Origin of the sequence: Agrobacterium sp. lyk4-40-TYG-31 (assembly GCF_030209855.1) — a bacterium.
GTDB classification, from domain to species: Bacteria; Pseudomonadota; Alphaproteobacteria; order Rhizobiales; family Rhizobiaceae; genus Agrobacterium; species Agrobacterium vaccinii.
In genome coordinates, this window is the sequence record NZ_JARVRE010000002.1 from 339011 (window position 1) to 355369 (window position 16359).

Annotated in this window: 13 protein-coding genes; 11 read left to right on the forward strand and 2 right to left on the reverse strand. The window is 56.4% G+C overall.

Features of this window, described 5'->3' with window-relative positions:
• The first annotated feature begins 1 nt into the window (after position 1).
• The 6 genes from QRN55_RS02275 to QRN55_RS02300 all read left to right on the forward strand — a co-directional run bounded on the left by QRN55_RS02275 (position 2) and on the right by QRN55_RS02300 (position 8048).
• Entirely contained in the window at positions 2 to 1162 is a 1161-nt protein-coding gene (locus QRN55_RS02275) for a M20 aminoacylase family protein (protein WP_284774465.1), read from the forward strand.
• 44 nt (positions 1163 to 1206) lie between these two features.
• Positions 1207 to 2637: an amidase gene (locus QRN55_RS02280; protein WP_284774467.1), complete on the forward strand. Its 1431-nt coding sequence runs from the start codon at positions 1207 to 1209 to the stop codon at positions 2635 to 2637.
• 112 nt (positions 2638 to 2749) lie between these two features.
• Complete coding sequence (locus QRN55_RS02285) at positions 2750 to 3256, forward strand: sigma-70 family RNA polymerase sigma factor (protein ID WP_112501420.1); 507 nt, start codon at positions 2750 to 2752, stop codon at positions 3254 to 3256.
• A gap of 81 nt (positions 3257 to 3337) precedes the next feature.
• Entirely contained in the window at positions 3338 to 4288 is a 951-nt protein-coding gene (locus tag QRN55_RS02290; RefSeq protein ID WP_284774470.1) for a FecR family protein, read from the forward strand.
• 107 nt (positions 4289 to 4395) lie between these two features.
• Positions 4396 to 6792 carry a TonB-dependent siderophore receptor gene (locus tag QRN55_RS02295; protein ID WP_284774471.1) on the forward strand — a complete coding sequence of 799 codons (2397 nt, stop codon included), beginning with the start codon at positions 4396 to 4398 and terminating at the stop codon, positions 6790 to 6792.
• Positions 6792 to 8048 carry an MFS transporter gene (locus QRN55_RS02300; RefSeq protein ID WP_284774473.1) on the forward strand — a complete coding sequence of 419 codons (1257 nt, stop codon included), beginning with the start codon at positions 6792 to 6794 and terminating at the stop codon, positions 8046 to 8048. The genes QRN55_RS02295 and QRN55_RS02300 overlap by 1 nt, the downstream gene beginning before the upstream one ends.
• Here QRN55_RS02300 and QRN55_RS02305 read toward each other — a convergent pair.
• The gene (locus QRN55_RS02305; RefSeq protein WP_284774475.1) at positions 8032 to 8922 is read right to left on the reverse strand and encodes a LysR family transcriptional regulator; all 891 of its coding nucleotides are present in this window, start codon (positions 8920 to 8922) and stop codon (positions 8032 to 8034) included. The two genes, QRN55_RS02300 and QRN55_RS02305, sit on opposite strands and share 17 nt — an antisense overlap.
• Before the next feature lie 120 nt (positions 8923 to 9042).
• Between QRN55_RS02305 and QRN55_RS02310 the strand changes: the two genes are divergently transcribed.
• On the forward strand, positions 9043 to 10215 hold the full coding sequence (locus QRN55_RS02310) for an L-talarate/galactarate dehydratase (RefSeq protein ID WP_284774477.1): 1173 nt from the start codon (positions 9043 to 9045) through the stop codon (positions 10213 to 10215).
• A 12-nt stretch (positions 10216 to 10227) separates the two neighbouring features.
• On the opposite strand, the gene QRN55_RS02315 is transcribed toward QRN55_RS02310, so the two are convergent.
• The gene (locus tag QRN55_RS02315; protein WP_284774479.1) at positions 10228 to 11253 is read right to left on the reverse strand and encodes a LacI family DNA-binding transcriptional regulator; all 1026 of its coding nucleotides are present in this window, start codon (positions 11251 to 11253) and stop codon (positions 10228 to 10230) included.
• Positions 11254 to 11492: 239 nt separating this feature from the next.
• Between QRN55_RS02315 and QRN55_RS02320 the strand changes: the two genes are divergently transcribed.
• From QRN55_RS02320 to araD, 4 genes are all read left to right on the forward strand, one after another.
• Positions 11493 to 12473: a Bug family tripartite tricarboxylate transporter substrate binding protein gene (locus QRN55_RS02320; protein WP_284774481.1), complete on the forward strand. Its 981-nt coding sequence runs from the start codon at positions 11493 to 11495 to the stop codon at positions 12471 to 12473.
• Between the two features lie 61 nt (positions 12474 to 12534).
• Positions 12535 to 13014, forward strand: coding sequence for a tripartite tricarboxylate transporter TctB family protein (locus QRN55_RS02325; protein WP_284774483.1), 480 nt, complete (start codon positions 12535 to 12537; stop codon positions 13012 to 13014).
• 51 nt (positions 13015 to 13065) lie between these two features.
• Positions 13066 to 14565 (forward strand): tripartite tricarboxylate transporter permease, encoded by a 1500-nt coding sequence (locus QRN55_RS02330; protein WP_162694504.1) that lies wholly within the window; start codon positions 13066 to 13068, stop codon positions 14563 to 14565.
• Between the two features lie 48 nt (positions 14566 to 14613).
• Positions 14614 to 16350: an L-arabinonate dehydratase gene (gene araD / locus QRN55_RS02335; protein ID WP_284774486.1), complete on the forward strand. Its 1737-nt coding sequence runs from the start codon at positions 14614 to 14616 to the stop codon at positions 16348 to 16350.
• The last annotated feature ends 9 nt before the right edge of the window (positions 16351 to 16359 follow it).

A 16359-nucleotide genomic window follows, 5' to 3' on the forward strand; every position in this document is an offset into this window, starting at 1 on the left:
CATGCCCGTTATCGAGAAGATCGAAGCCTACAAGGATGAACTGACCGCCATCCGCCGTGATATTCACGAATACCCGGAAATCGGCTTTGAAGAAGTGCGGACCTCCGGCATCGTTGCTGAAAAGCTGGCGAGCTATGGCATCGACGTTCATCGCGGCATCGGCAAGACCGGTGTTGTCGGTGTGCTGAAAGGCAACCGTGGAGAAGGCAAGACCATCGGTCTGCGCGCAGATATGGATGCGCTGCCGATGGAGGAGCACACCAATCTCGGTTACGCCTCGAAAATTCCCAACCGCTTTCATGGCTGCGGTCATGATGGCCACACGACCATGCTGCTGGGTGCCGCCCGTTATCTGGCCGAGACGCGTGACTTTGCGGGAACGGCAGTGTTCATTTTCCAGCCGGGTGAAGAAGGGTGTGGTGGTGCGCGCGCCATGCTGGCCGATGGCCTGTTCGACCGTTTTCCCTGCGACGAAATCTATGGTCTGCACAACTCGCCCTATGACGAGCCGTACCGCATCGGCATCAAGCCGGGCACCAGCATGGCTGGTGCCGATTTCTTCGATATCCGCATCAACGGGCGCGGCAGCCACGGCGCGATGCCTGAAGTCTCCAAAGACCCGATCATTGTCGCGACCGCTTTGGTTCAGGCGTTACAGTCTGTCGTCAGCCGCAATGTCAGCCCGCTGAAAAGCGCCGTGCTGTCCGTAACGCAAATCCATTCCGGCAGCGCCTACAATGTCATTCCCCAGGAGGCCACAGTATCCGGCACGGTGCGTTTCCTTGATCGCGAGGTCAATGAGATGATCCGCCAGCGCATGAAGTCGATAGCGGCTGGCCTTGCGGCGTCTTTCGACGTGGAGATTGACGTCGATATCCGCAATGTCTTCGACGTCCTGTTCAACACCGAGGAACTGGTGGAAGGCTTTGCCGAGGCCGCCCGCGACATCGTTGGCGACGCGATGGTCTATACAAAGACCCAACCTGTCATGGGTAGCGAAGACTTCGCCGACATGCTGCACAAGGTGCCGGGTGTCTATTGCACTGTTGGCCATGCCGGAAATATTCCGGTCCATAATCCCGGCTTCGTGCTGGATGACGGTATCCTGCCCGTGGGCGCAAGTCTGCTTGCCCGCATCGTTGAACGGCGGCTGGCGGCCTGATGCCGGTCGGCCTTTTCGCAATACTCCATTGATCCACGGGAAGAATGCAAGTGCAGGATATTACCAGACTGACAGCGGCGGAATTGTCGCGCTCCATTCACGCACGCAGCGTCTCCTGCGTTTCGGTAATGGAAGCCTATCTCGACCGCATAGACCGCGTAAACCCCACACTGAACGCCATCGTCAGCCTGCGCGAACGGGCCAGTATTCTCGATGATGCCCGCACATGCGACCGGGAATTGGCGGATGGCCACTCGCGTGGATGGATGCATGGTTTCCCGATAGCCATCAAGGACTTGTCCGAAGCAAAGGGGCTACCCTTTACCTGGGGTTCGAAACTCTTCGAAGATTTCGTTGGCCAGACGGACGACATTCACGTCGAGCGTATTCGTGCCGCCGGTGCCATCATCATCGGCAAGACCAACACGCCGGAAATGGGGCTCGGTTCACACACGACGAATTCGGTATTTGGCGCCACACGTAATCCCTTCGACAAGGGACGTAGCGCGGGTGGCTCCAGTGGCGGTGCAGCGGTTGCTGTCGCCGCTCGCTTGTTACCGGTTGCCGATGGCAGCGACATGATGGGGTCGCTCAGAAACCCGGCAGCCTTCAACAACGTCGTCGGCTTTCGCCCCAGCTTCGGACGCGTGCCTTCGGGCAAGGGCAACGAAATGTTCATGCGACAACTGGCTGCCGCAGGCCCGATGGCCCGAAATGTACAGGATGCCGCGCTCCTGCTGGCTATACAGGCCGGATACGACATACGTGATCCACAATCACTGGCGAATGAAGAACTGGAACTTCTGCCGCAGGCTGATCAATCGGGAACGAAAATCGCCTGGCTTGGGGATTTCGGCGGTTACCTGCCATTCGAAGAAGGCGTTCTCGACGTCGACCGAAAGGCGCTGAATGTCTTCGCGGCTATGGGTTGCGAGATTGAGGAGATCGTTCCGCAGTTCGATATGACTACGCTCTGGCTTTCATGGATAACGCTCCGCGCGTTCAACGCCGGTAACAGCCTGCTTCCACTCTACAACGATCCTGGGAAACGCCCGCTCCTCAATGTCCAGGCCACCTGGGAAATCGAACTCAGCCTAACTCAGACAGCGGCTGAAGTTTTTAACGCTTCCGTTGTCCGTAGCGATTGGTACAAGTTTGTTTGCACGCTTTTCGAGCGATACGACTATCTTGTGATGCCTTCCGCTCAAGTCTTTCCGTTCGATGTCCATAAGACCTGGCCAGATCAGATCGCTGGTCGCCAGATGGACACCTATCACCGGTGGATGGAAGTGGTCATCGGACCCAGCATGGCCGGGTTGCCTGTGGCTGCGATGCCAGCCGGATTTGGTTCAAATGGCTTACCCAACGGCATTCAAATCATTGGCAAACCGCGTGCTGATCGGCAACTTCTGCAATTTGCTTTGGCTTACGAGCAAGCTGCCGATGTCTGCGCGCCAGAAACTTTTTTGGGCTAGCCTCAGTGTTAAATGCTCTATAAAGATGATTATTATATTCATGTATTAGAGCGCTTAACATCAAAACAGTGAGCTGTGTTAGGCGACCAAAGCTGCTGAGTTAAGTCCGCCTATGAGCCGATCATTGTTGCACCTCCTGGCCACGGAAGAAGAGGGTCGTTTGATCCGGTTCTTCCGTCATCGCCTTCGAGATCGCGAAGACGCAGCGGATGCGATGCAGGAAACCGCTCTGCGGGTCTTGCAGGTTTCACAAACGACTTTGATAGAGAATCCGAGGGCGTATCTGTTTCAGATTGCGAAATCCGTCGCGAGATTGACCATTATTCGACAATCTCGGGAACGTCCTCTCTTGGTTTCTCTGGAGGACGGGCTTGCGGTTGCCTGTGACAGGCCGGATCAGGAGCAAATTGTTGCGGCACGCCAATATCTTGGTGTCATGACGCGCGAAATCGAAACCTTGCCGAAACGTTGCCAGGAGGTTTTCGTGCTGAGCCGCATTCACGGATTGTCGAATGGAGACATTGCTGCCAAGCTTGGCATATCCAGAAACATGGTAGAAAAGCACATCATAAAAGCGCTGCTTCACTGCCGTGCCGCCCGCGCAAAAATAAATCTCTGAGGTAACGTCAGGCGCTCGTCTGTTTCTCACTCCTTATATAAAGATGCACATTTATTCGATACGAGAACGGCGACCTCCTTCATGCGCGAAAAACAGAGCGACCTTGCTGATGGTCTTGCCGAGGAGGCAGCATTTTGGGTGGCGCGTATGCAGTCATCCGACGCAACAGAGGCCGATCACACCGCGTTTCAGGAATGGCTCGCGTCGCGTCCATCGCATCCTCCCGCTTACGAAGAGATGAGAAGCCTCTGGGGTGACATGCGCGATGTGCAGATTGCTCTTCCCGTTGACGGAAAACGCCCGGTATCTGGCCGAACAGTCGCGATGTCTATCGGTGTCATCTGTCTTTTGGGTTTGGCTGCGCTGAGCGTCCAGCAAATCGGCGTCGTCGACCGTTTACGCGCCGACTATTACACCGTCGTAGGCGAAACCCGGGTCGTCTCCCTTGAAGACGGAACACAGGTTACCCTGAACACCGATGCAGCTATTCAGACGAAGTACACGGCTCGCGAGCGCCGCATCGTTATTTTGCGGGGCGAGGCGTTCTTCGACGTCACCAAAAACCAGCAACGTCCATTTATTGTCGAGAACAATGGATGGACGGCGAAGGCGGTTGGAACGCATTACTCCGTGCGCGCAGAAACCGGCGCCTTGCCGCAGCAAGTTCAAGTCGAAGAAGGCCAGGTGGAGGTGGCGACGCAGACCGGTGCGACACTGCTCATCGCGGGCGATGTGGTCACGCGCGACGCGGACGGAAAATTGCTTCGCTCCAGACAGGACGTTGCCAACAATACCGCCTGGCGCGAGGGCAAGCTCGTTTTTTCAGGTCAGCCGTTGAGCGAGGTTCTCGAGGTTCTTGCGCGATATCGCCATGGCCGGATTATGGTTCTCGATGAGCGCGCCGCGCGATTGAACGTTTCCGGTATCTTCGATCTCAAGGACACGGATCAGGCGCTTCGCATTCTGGAAGCCGATCTCCCTGTTGCGGTGACAAGACTGCCCGGCATGATGGTCGTCGTCCGCTCTCGATAATTTTTATCAAACCCACGTCAGGATGTCGGGCCTCTTTGCACTCTACGTCAGCAGAACGCATTGCGCCGTTGCGCAGTGAACTGCTGATCAGGTGGAAGGGACATACGATGACTTTTGCGAAACGGACCCATAAGCGACTCTGGCTAACAACGACCGCGATTGTTGGACTGTCGATCGCAAATGTGTCTGGAGCAACATATGCCGTGGCCCAAAGTGCCACGTCGACACCTGCTGCAAACACCCTATCAGTTCCCGAAGGGCCGTTGGAAAACGCTATTCTCACACTTGGTCGCCAAGCCAATTTGCGCATGCTTTACCCGTCTGCGATCACCAGAGGTAAAACGACAGAGGGCGTTCGCGGACCTCTCAGTGTTTCTGCGGCGGTGACCCAACTTCTTGCGGGATCCGGTCTGAATTTCACGATTACCGGCTCGAACACCGTTCGGATTTTTGATCCGTCCTCTGCTGGAAATCAAACTGCTGCAAACACTGATGGCTCCACGGTTTTGGAAACGATCGTGGTTCAGGGCGCCGGGGAGAGTGGCGTCGAGGGCATCGTGCAGACGGACGGATATGTCGCCAAGTCCGGTCGCACCGCAACCAAGACGGACACGCCGGTCGCGGAAACGGCGCAGTCCGTGTCATTGGTCAGCCGGAAGCAACTGGATGACCGGCAGCCGCAGAATTTGACCGAAGCGATAAGCTACACGCCCGGAGCCCGTGGTGGTCAGTTTGGCGGAGAGCCAAGATATGACTCATTTCGTGTAAGAGGAATTGACCTTCAGTACACTGGCGTATTCCGTGACGGCTTGCGCCAGATAAACAGCCCCAATGGCCTGTTTCGTCTGGAAAATTACGGTATCGAAGCGTTGACCATTTTGCGTGGACCGGCGGCATCGATTTACGGTGCAAGTAGCGCAGGCGGTCTGGTCGATATCATCTCCAAGCGGCCTACCGAAGAGAACCTCCGTGAGATCGAACTGCAATACGGCTCCTATGGCCGCGTTCAGGCCGCGTTCGATCTCTCCGGCCCAGTGACGGATGATGGTTCCATATTGTATCGGCTGACAGGGGTCGGGCGCGACGCTCGTAATGAAATCGAAGCGGTCAAAGACGATCGCGTCATGATTGCGCCTGCTATCACCTGGAAACCGGACGAGGGCACCAAATTCACCGTTCTTGGCGAATATATGGATTCCACGACTGGCGGAACGTGGGGATACATCAATAATTACGGCCCCGATGGTCTTTCATCGGGAGCGACGCCTGTTTACGGCGGCGATCCTCGTTTCAACGATTTCAGACAGAAGCAGTGGCGGATTGGTTACGAGCTCGAGCATGAGCTGAACGAAGGGCTGACATTGCATCACAAGCTGCGCTACTCGGCGCTGTCGTCTGACCAAGAGTATGTTTTCGATGCTTGGCCTGGGGTTGTTTATGAGGACAACAAAGGCGTATCCACGGACACTTACCTTGAGAGTGAGTTTGAAACTGGCAAAGCGCAGCATAAGCTCATCGCCGGCGTAGATTATAGCTTTATGGAATACCAATCCCGACAGGGTAGTGGTGGGACACAGTTTACCGACACGTTTACCTATGTTCCAGTTGCAAACGTTTTGGAACGCCAGAAGCAAAACGCCATCGGCGTTTACGTTCAAGATCAGATCGAGATAGACGCGTGGCGCATCGGGCTAGGCCTTCGCCATGATTGGCATGACAGCGAGTTTTCGAAAGACGGCGTCAATTACGCCCGAAACGATAGCGAAACGACGTGGCGGGCTTCGATAGGTTACGTCACGCCGTGGAATATCATGCCTTACATCAGCTACGGTACCTCGTATCTGGCCAATCCTGGCGTGCCCTTCGGTGCCACGGCTCAAGCGGAACCAACGCTGGGTGAGCAATACGAAGTCGGACTGAAATATGAGGTGCCCGACGAGAACATTCTCATTTCTGCAGCTTATTTCGACATCGATTTGAAGAATGCCAGTGTCTACACGTTCGACACCTCGGTGAATAGAAATGTCTTGCGGCAACTCGATCTCCGATCCCGTGGTGTCGAACTCGAGGTCACGGCCTCGCTCGACAACGGCCTGAGCTTCACCGGAGGCTATTCCTACAACGACGCCGAAATTAAAAAACTGACTGCGCAAACCGTTGGTAATCAGTTCAATTCGGCACCCTATCATTCGTTCTCGCTGTGGGCAGATTACGAGATGCAGGGTGGCGCATTGGAAGGGCTCGGTATAGGCGCTGGCATACGTTCTGTCGGATCGAGCTTCGGTGACGATCTTCATACTCCGGTGCTCAATAACAGTGCTCGTACGTTTGTCGACGCGGCTGTGCGATATGACTTGGGTAAGCTGAACAGTGCGATGGACGGTGTGAAGCTGCAGGTGAATGCCACAAATCTGTTGAACGAGGTCAATCAGGTCTGCACGGCTGGCTTCTGCTACTACGATGAAGGTAGAAAAGTGGTTGCCAGCGTCAAGTATCGCTTCTGATGCTGCGCCAAAATTTAAAAACTGACAGGCCTTCGCCCATAGCCGTTTTTATGGCCGTAGGCGGGCTGTATGTCGGGCAGAGTATCATCGGTGGACTGACGTTTCTCGGTCTGCCAGCCGTTCTCAGGACGGCTGGGCTTCCGCTGGACCAGATCGGGCTTCTTTATCTGATCGTTCTGCCGTGGGCTCTGAAGTTTCTCTGGTCGCCTTATATAGAGCGTTACCGATTGCCGAAGGTGGGCAAAAACCGTTCTCTTATCATCGTGGGCGTAGGCGTCGTCGTTTGCGCATGTGGGCTTGTCGTTCTTGCTTTTGCAGGCCCATCACCGGTGAGTATGGCAATCGCAATTCTGTTTATTGTCGCGGTCGTTACGGCAACCGTGGATATTGCCTGTGACGGATACGCGGTCGAGACGCTGGCGGCAGAACATCATGGATGGGGAAATGCCGCCCAGGTCGGAGGCTCCTATCTTGGTTCCGCCATAGGCGCTGGTCTGTTTCTTGTCCTTGTCGATTACTACGGATGGCGAAGCGCGACATTGGTGATGGCGGGTCTGTTGTTGTTGCTGGCATTGCCATTCGTTTTTGGCCCAGCCGCGAAAGCGAAGGTCGAGACGCGCGAAACTACGCCATCGATGATCCAGGCACTTAAACGCCTCCAAATTCAAAAAGGCCTCGTCATCGCTGCGGTCTATGTGGCGGCCCAAAAATGGGGTCTGGCAATGCTTGGCCCTTTTCTGGTGGATTACGGTTTTGATCTGGCCACTCTGGGAACGTTCAATGGCGCAGGGAGCATGATCATCGGTTTCGGTGGTGCACTCCTGGGCGGTCTTCTAGTGCGACTTTACGGGGCACAACGTGTCCTCGTTTTATCGATTGTCGCCCAGATATTTCTGCTCTCTGCCTTCGCGTGGTTTAGTCTTCACCGTGAAACTGCGCATTGGATCGTCATGATGGTTGCCGTAACAAGCTCGTCTGGCATCATGTCGGTGGGTTTTGTGGCACTCTATGCTTGTTTCATGGGCTGGTCCGATCCGCGGCAGGCGGGCGTGGATTTTACGCTCTTCCAGTGCATGGATGGGATCGTCAGCATGGCGGGAGGTATCGGCGCGGGAGCGATAGCGGAACGCTTCGGCTATCACACGGTGTTCTTCGTCGCCGCTGCCGTTTCTCTATGCGCAATTCCCATCATATGGATGCTCTTAAGTTCCCAGCGGTCATCGGAACTTCTGAGCCGTGTCACGCTCGATGAATGACAGATTTCGCAAGGCCCACGATTTCCGGCAGAATTTTACTCTCATTTTCAGCGCTCCAGATAGTGTGGAGTTCAGCGGTGCATTCGTGCTGCAAATCCAAAGGTCGAAAGACGACATTGTCGAAGCAGGCATTTTGCGTGCATTCGGGCACGATCGCCAAGCCGATTTCAGCACTCACCAGCGAGAGGATGGCCTGCGAATGTGTCATGCTTTGAACGATGCGGGGCGTAACTAATTGCTCCGCCATCAGTCGTGTCAGCTTTTCATGAAGATAGCGCGCCTCGGGCGAAAACATGATGAATGGCTCGCCATTCAGCACAGATAGTGCGGGCCGCCGCCTCGATGCTAGTGCATTCGATCTGGGTATGGCAAGCATCAGTTGCTCGCGTAAAACGCAGATGCTCTGAAGATGATGCTGCCCGGAGAGCGGGCGTGAGAGGCCCATATCCACATCACCGGCATTGATTGCGCGGAGTTGTTCGGAGGTCTCCATCTGAACCAATTCAAGTTCGATATGTGGCGCCGCAGCGCGAACTGCACCGATGAAGCCGGGGAGAAAGCCGTATGTCGCGGCACCGACAAAGGCGATCCGGATTGTGCCGGTGTAACCACGGGCCGCTCGGCGGGTCGCCGTGACTGCTGCATCGTTTTGGGCAAGAAGCTTTTGTGCCTCGGATAAAAATGTGTGCCCCGCGGGTGTCAGTGCAACGCGTCGGCTACTTCGCTCAAACAGCACCACATCCAACTGTTGTTCTAGCAGACGTATCTGACGGCTCAGCGGAGGCTGAGTCATGTTCAGACGTCTGGCGGCACGGCTGAAATTCAGTTCAGAGGCCACTGCAACGAAGGATCTTACTTGTCCCATGTCCAGCATCTATTCAATTCCTGTATCGATTTGCGTCAATATTCGATTTGGACTTAAATGGATCAAGGAGGTATTGGTCAAGTAAGAGGCGCTTTTCGCGAGCGATTGAGGCAAAAAGGGTGAAGAAATATGGACACGCAGACGGCACAGACGAGATCATTGCAGACCTCGTTTGAGGCGGACAGCATTGCCTGGATCAAGCTTTCTTCGATCTTTTTGCCTCTCAAGACGCCGATCAGCGATGCCAAGGTGCTGACCGGGCGACAGAAGCCTCTGACAGAAGTGGCGTTTCTGTTTGCTGAAATAGAGACAAAACAGGGCCATAGCGGTATCGGCTTCAGTTACTCCAAGCGGGCAGGTGGTCCGGGGCAATACGAACATGCCAAGGAGATTGCCCACGTCCTGATCGGTGAGGACCCGAACGACATCGGCAAGCTCTGGAACAAGCTGTGCTGGGCGAGTGCATCGGTCGGTCGCAGCGGTCTTGCGGTACAGGCGATTGCGGCTTTCGACATTGCCCTGTGGGATTTGAAGGCCAAGCGCGCGGGTCTTTCCCTTGCCAAGCTCCTCGGCGCCCATCGCGATAGCGTTCGGTGCTACAACACATCAGGCGGTTTTCTCTCGTCGCCAATCGAAGAGGTTCTCGACAATGTCGAACAATCTATCGAGGCTGGAATTGGCGGCATAAAGATAAAAGTCGGACAGCCAGACATGGCGGTCGATCTCAAGCGCGTTGCTGCTGTCCATGACAAGATCGGCGGACGCACGGCGATGATGATCGATGCGAACCAGCAGTGGGACCGCCCAACGGCCATGCGCTTCGGCAGAATGATGGAGCCTTACAATCTTACCTGGATCGAGGAGCCGCTCGATGCCTATGATGTTGAGGGTCATGCTGCTCTAGCGGCACAACTCGACACGCCAATTGCGACCGGTGAAATGCTGGCAAGCGTGCTGGAGCATATTTCGCTGATCCAGAATAATTCCGTCGATTTTATTCAGCCGGACGCGCCACGCGTCGGCGGCATTACCCAGTTCCTGAAAATTTGCGCGCTGGCAGAAGCCAAGAAGCTGCAACTCGCGCCGCATTTTGCCATGGAAATCCACCTCCATCTAGCCGCAGCCTATGAACTTGAGCCATGGGTAGAGCATTTTGACTGGCTCGATCCGCTTTTTAACGAACGGCTGGAGATCAAGGGTGGGCGCATGCTGGTGCCGAACCGCCCTGGCCTCGGGATTACCCTGTCCGAACAGGCCGGACATTGGACACGTGGCGTTGCCGAGTTCGGCAAGCGCCCGTAAGTTTTTCGAAGCTCAGGCCGTTCCGCGGGCAACGATGTGGAAGTCGATGTAGATCATCGCTTCCACAGTCTCGTCACCTTCGATCTTCCGAAGGATGGCGCGCGCCGCCTTGGTGCCTATATCGCGCCGATCGATGCGTACGGTGGTCAGCGGCGGATGGGTATAAGGTGCAAAGTCGAAATCACCGAAGCCGATGATAGCGAGGTCGTTCGGCATGCTGCATCCGCGCGCATGCGCTTCAGCCAGAGCACCGTGCGCGACGACATCAGACGAGCAGAAAACGCCAAGTGAGCCTGTTCCGCGATCCAGCAGTTGCGCCATCGCCTCGCGCCCGTCCTTGAAGGTAGACGGCGAGTTCATTTCGATATCCGGCAGTTCAACATCTGCAAGCCCTCGCAAGCGATGGATGAAGCCGTCCCGTCTCTGGACTGCTCTGGGGTCATTGGCGCCGATCTGCGCGTACCGGTCGTAGCCTCTGATGAGCAGATGGTCGGCAACCAGCGCACCCACACCGGAATGCGAAAATCCAACCGCCGTATCGAGCGGCGAGGGGGTAGAATCCCAGATCTCGACGATGGGAAGTCCGGCACCGGTCAACATGGCACGGGTTTCCTTAAGGTGGGTGATGCCTGTCAGGATGATGCCATCGGGGCGACGCGCGAGGATCGCCCGGGTCAGTTCCTGTTCCCGCGCTGGGTCATAACCAGAAAGGCCGAGGAGCAGCTGGTAACCGGCCAACACGAGTTCGGCATTTAATCCCTCGATGGTCTCGGCGAAAATCGTGCTGGCGACGGACGGGACGATCGCAGCGATGAGACGAGTCTTGCGGGAGGCGAGGCCACCTGCCAACAGATTTGGCACATAACCGGTCCTGGCAATCACCCGTTCGATTGCTTCCAGTGTCCGAGGCTTGACCAGATGAGGTGTATTGATTGCACGGGAAACCGTGACGGGTGAAACGCTGGCCAGCTTTGCAATATCAGCAAGCGTTACCGGGCCATTCGTCGTGCTGTATTTTTCTCTATCGCGTCCAGTCATTGCCAACATCCCTGTTAAAATGATTTACGCTTTCATTTTCGATGTAGGCAAGTGATCATTTTATTATCTGCGATATTGAGTCTTAAATACATGATTTATTTGATAATAAAAAATTCTTCCAACAGTTGCGGAGTCAGATTTTGAAGTTAAAATGAAAGCGCTTCCATTTCTTCGGCAGGAGGGTTTCGAGGGATGGAGGCGTGGGACCGGCAGGAGGCCGGGCAAGAGGAGGAATTATCATGAAGCTCAAGCGTTTCTTGGCGTTTGCGAGCGCGACCGTCGCACTTTATGCAGCTACCTCGCAGGTGGGCCACGCGCAGGACTACCCGACAAAAACCGTGACCGTGGTGGTGCCGTTCGCCGCAGGCGGCAATACCGATACGTTCGGGCGTCTCGTCGCCGAAGAGCTTGATAAGCGGCTGGGTCAACGTTTCATCGTTGAAAACAAACCCGGTGCCGGTGGCAATATTGGTCTTGGCGATCTCGCTCGGTCCAAGCCTGACGGCTACACGATCGGCATGGGCACTGTTAGCTCGAATGCGATCAACCAGACACTCTACAAGACCTTGCCTTACGACAAGGAAAAAGGCTTTGCGCCTATTTCGCTGATCGCCAGCCTGCCGAATGTCTTGGTCGTGAACCCGGACAAGATCAAGGCGAACACTGTCGAGGAGCTCATCGCGTTCTTAAAGACGGACCAGGGCAAGCACACCTATGCGTCTTCCGGCGTCGGTACGTCAATCCATCTGGCGGGTGAGCTTCTGGCCACCAAGACGGGCATAAAGATTACTCACGTGCCCTACAAAGGCAGCAGCCAGGCAATCCTTGATGTCGTGGCTGGCCATGTGGACATGATGTTTGACAACATCCCGACAGCTGCCCAGCAGGTGAAGGCTGGCAAGCTTAAAGCGTTGGCGGTGACGAGCCTTGAAAAGGCCGACCTCCTTCCCGACGTGCCGACGATGGCAAGCGTTATTCCCGGTTTCGAGGCAACCTCATGGCACGGTCTCTTCGCGCCTCCCGGCACGCCACCGGAAATTGTCGACAAGCTGAGTTCCGAGGTGCAGGCGATCATCGCTGATCCGGCCATGCAGGCAAAGCTCAAGGCGATGGGTGTCACGCCGGTTGGCAACACGCCAGCGGAGTTCCAGACCTTCATCGACAAGGAAACGGCGAAGTGGGCCGAGGTCATCAAGGCCGCCAACGTTCCTCTGCAATAGGGTAACTGGCCGGTCGGTTACCCCCTGACCGGCCCCTCCTGTCATCTGCGAGTATCAAGACATGCTGAGAATTAGAAACAGCCGCGACTTTGTCGGCGGAGTGACGATGATCTGCGTCGGACTGGTGTTCATCTGGTTCGGTCAAGAGTTGGAAGTTGGAAACTCCTTCCAGATGGGCCCAGGCTATTTCCCGATCATGCTCAGCCTCATACTTGTGGTGATCGGTGGGCTGATCATCGTGCAATCGATGATGGTCGATGCTGAGGACGACGAGCCGGAAGTCTGGAACTGGAAGGCTTCCAGCCTTGTGATCGCAGCACCGATCGGCTTCGGCCTGCTGCTTTCGGGGCTGGGTCTTGCGCCCACCATGCTGTTGCTGATCGTCGGCGTTGCCACTGCGAGCAGATATGCCAACTGGCGCCATTCCATCCCGCTTGGGCTTTTCCTCGCTGGTTGCTCCGTTCTGTTGTTCACAAAGCTCCTCTCGCTTCCCGTCGCAGCCTTCGGTCCCTGGATGCCGTTCATCGGCGAACTCGGCTGAGGTCGCTTCCAGAGCCTTTCGGCCAGCTGACGAAACCGGATTGGATTGCATATGGATATCTTCTCTAACCTCTGGCTCGGTGCCTCGACCGCTTTCATGCCGATGAACCTTATGTATGGTTTCATCGGCTGTCTGCTTGGCACCGCCATCGGCGTGCTGCCTGGCCTCGGACCGACCGCGACCATCGCCATGCTTTTGCCGATTACCTTCGGTCTTCCGCCGGAATCGGCTCTCATCATGCTGGCCGGTATCTTTTACGGCGCGCAATATGGCGGCTCTACCACCGCCGTTCTCATCAATCTTCCGGGTGAAAGCTCCTCCGTCGTCACTGCGATCGACGGGTATCAGATGGCGCGCAATGGTCGGGCGGGCGCTGCACTTGCGACTGCGGCGCTGGGCTCTTTCTTTGCTGGAACCGTGGCGACCATTCTGCTTGCTGTCGCCGCACCTCCGCTTGCCGCCGTTGCACTCAATTTTGGACCAGCCGAGTATTTTTCACTGATGGTTCTCGGTCTCGTTGCGTCGGTTGCGCTTGCCAGTGGTTCGCTGCTGAAAGCTTTCGCGATGATCGTGTTCGGCTTGATCCTCGGGACCATCGGCACGGACGTTGAGAGTGGTACACCCCGCTATGTCTTCGGTATTCCCGAACTCTATGATGGGCTGAATTTCGTCGCCGTCAGTATGGGTATCTTTGGCATCTGCGAGATACTGCGCAATTTGGAGAATGAGCAGGAGCGGTCGGTCGGCGTCAAGAAAGTGACCGGACTGATGCTGACCAAAGAGGATTTCAAGCGGATCATCGCGCCCGTCCTGCGTGGGACAGCACTTGGCTCCTTTCTCGGTGTGCTGCCAGGCGGCGGAGCCATGCTGGCCTCTTTTGCCTCCTACGCATTGGAAAAGCGTGTGTCGCCCAACCGCGCCGAGTTCGGCAAGGGAGCGATAGAGGGCGTTGCCGCACCGGAATCGGCCAACAATGCCGGAGCGCAGACATCATTCATTCCGATGCTAACGCTCGGCATTCCCGGCAATCCGGTCATGGCACTCATGGTGGGGGCGATGATCATTCAGGGCATTACCCCCGGCCCGAATGTTATCTCGGACGAGCCAAAACTATTCTGGGGCATGATCGTCTCGATGTGGTCTGGCAATCTGATGCTGGTTATCCTCAACCTGCCACTGATCGGGTTGTGGGTTAGAATGCTGACCGTCCCCTACCATCTTCTCTTTCCGGCGATCATCGGCTTTTGCTGCATCGGTGCCTACAGCATCAACAACAGCGTCTTCGATGTGTTTGTCATGGCAGGTTTCAGCGTCATCGGCTTTGCGCTCTCGAAGATGCGGTTCGAACCAGCGCCGCTTCTTCTGGGTTTCATTCTCGGGCCGATGCTGGAGGAGAATTTGCGCCGCGCCATGTTGATCAGCCAGGGCGATCCATCGATCTTCCTGCGCAGTCCGCTCAGTCTGTCGCTGCTGATTTTCGCCGTTGTCGTTCTGGCACTTGTGCTTTCGCCAAGTATCAGCCGCAAGCGTGAAGAGGCTTTCACCGAATAACGGATCGGCTCGATCCCACAGAAGCGCCAACCGGCGCAGGAGTTTGGAATGGCAGACAGAAAGACGTACGAGGAACTTCGCTCAGCGCGCTGGATGATGCCGGATGACCAGCGGTCGTTCGGGCACAGGTCACGAACGATGCAGATGGGATACGCGGCAGAAGACTGGGAAGGCCGTCCCATCATCGCGATCATCAACACATGGTCGGATGCGCAGCCATGTCACATGCATTTTCGCGAGCGGGTGGAATGGGTAAAGCGCGGTGTCTTGCAGGCGGGTGGTTTCCCCATGGAACTGCCCGCGCTGTCGCTGTCGGAAAACTTCGTCAAGCCGACGACGATGCTCTATCGCAATATGCTGGCCATGGAGACGGAAGAGCTTCTGCGGTCGCACCCGGTTGATGGCGCGGTCCTGATGGGCGGCTGCGACAAGACGACCCCGGGTCTGGTCATGGGTGCGGTATCGATGGGCATTCCGTTCATCTATCTGCCAGCCGGACCGATGTTGCGCGGCAATTATGCCGGTAAGGCGCTGGGCTCCGGCACAGATGGTTTCAAATATTGGGACGAACGGCGGGCAGGCACGATTTCCAAGGAGGAATGGCAGGGGATCGAAGGTGGCATTGCCCGTAGCTATGGCCACTGCATGACCATGGGCACGGCCTCGACCATGACGGCGATCGCCGAGGGGATGGGGCTGACGCTGCCAAATGCATCTTCAATTCCGGCAGCGGATGCAAACCACCAGCGCATGTCCGCCAACTGTGGTCGGCGCATCGTTGAGATGGTGTGGGAGGATTTGACCCCCGACAAGGTGATTACGCTGGCGGCAGTCAACAATGCGGTGACCGTTGCCATGGCAACCGGCTGTTCGACCAACGCGATCATTCACCTGATTGCCATGGCCCGGCGTGCTGGCATTCCCTTGGAACTCGACGACTTGGACCGCATTGGTCGCACGACGCCTGTTATCGCCAATATCCGCCCTTCAGGCACGACCTACCTCATGGAGGACTTCTTTTACGCGGGCGGGCTTCGCGCGCTGATGAAACAGCTTGGCGACAAGCTCGACCCCACCGCAATCACCGTCACCGGCAAGCCTCTGGTTGAGGGGTTGGAAGACGTGAAAATCTGGAATGAGGATGTCATCCGCCCGCTGTCCAACCCTGTGTATCACGAGGGGTCGCTGGCGGTGCTGAAGGGCAATCTGTGCCCGGATGGAGCGGTGATCAAGCCTGCCGCGTGCGATCCGAAGTTCCATACGCATAGAGGTCCGGCGCTGGTGGCGAACAGCTATGAGGAACTGAAGACGATCATCAATGATCCGGATTATCCGCTGACGCCTGACACGGTTCTGGTTTTGCGCAACGCCGGACCCCAAGGTGGCCCCGGCATGCCGGAATGGGGGATGATCCCGATGCCGAAAGCGCTGTTGAAACTGGGCTTGCGCGATATGGTGCGGATTTCCGATGCCCGCATGTCTGGTACCAGCTTCGGCGCCTGCGTGTTGCATGCGTCGCCCGAAGCCTTCGTCGGTGGGCCATTGGCTCTGTTGAAGACGGGCGACATAGTGGAACTCGATATTCCGGCGCGCAGCCTCAACATGCTGGTGCCAGAAACCGAATTGGCAGAACGCCGCGCCGCGTGGATCGCACCTGAGCCGCGCTACGAACGGGGCTATGGTTTCATGTTCACCAAGCACATCGAACAGGCCGACAAGGGCTGCGATTTCGATTTCCTGAAGACGGACTTCGGCGCGAAGGTGCCCGAGCCCGAGATCAACTGAGCAATCCGT

Bases quoted from the DNA above. Each gene is read 5' to 3' on its own strand.
- QRN55_RS02275 (WP_284774465.1), top strand. From the start codon at position 2: ATGCCCGTTATCGAGAAGATCGAAGCCTACAAGGATGAACTGACCGCC.
- QRN55_RS02280 (WP_284774467.1), top strand. From the start codon at position 1,207: ATGCAAGTGCAGGATATTACCAGACTGACAGCGGCGGAATTGTCGCGC.
- QRN55_RS02285 (WP_112501420.1), top strand. From the start codon at position 2,750: ATGAGCCGATCATTGTTGCACCTCCTGGCCACGGAAGAAGAGGGTCGT.
- QRN55_RS02290 (WP_284774470.1), top strand. From the start codon at position 3,338: ATGCGCGAAAAACAGAGCGACCTTGCTGATGGTCTTGCCGAGGAGGCA.
- QRN55_RS02295 (WP_284774471.1), top strand. From the start codon at position 4,396: ATGACTTTTGCGAAACGGACCCATAAGCGACTCTGGCTAACAACGACC.
- QRN55_RS02300 (WP_284774473.1), top strand. From the start codon at position 6,792: ATGCTGCGCCAAAATTTAAAAACTGACAGGCCTTCGCCCATAGCCGTT.
- QRN55_RS02305 (WP_284774475.1), bottom strand. From the start codon at position 8,922: ATGCTGGACATGGGACAAGTAAGATCCTTCGTTGCAGTGGCCTCTGAA.
- QRN55_RS02310 (WP_284774477.1), top strand. From the start codon at position 9,043: ATGGACACGCAGACGGCACAGACGAGATCATTGCAGACCTCGTTTGAG.
- QRN55_RS02315 (WP_284774479.1), bottom strand. From the start codon at position 11,253: ATGACTGGACGCGATAGAGAAAAATACAGCACGACGAATGGCCCGGTA.
- QRN55_RS02320 (WP_284774481.1), top strand. From the start codon at position 11,493: ATGAAGCTCAAGCGTTTCTTGGCGTTTGCGAGCGCGACCGTCGCACTT.
- QRN55_RS02325 (WP_284774483.1), top strand. From the start codon at position 12,535: ATGCTGAGAATTAGAAACAGCCGCGACTTTGTCGGCGGAGTGACGATG.
- QRN55_RS02330 (WP_162694504.1), top strand. From the start codon at position 13,066: ATGGATATCTTCTCTAACCTCTGGCTCGGTGCCTCGACCGCTTTCATG.
- araD (WP_284774486.1), top strand. From the start codon at position 14,614: ATGGCAGACAGAAAGACGTACGAGGAACTTCGCTCAGCGCGCTGGATG.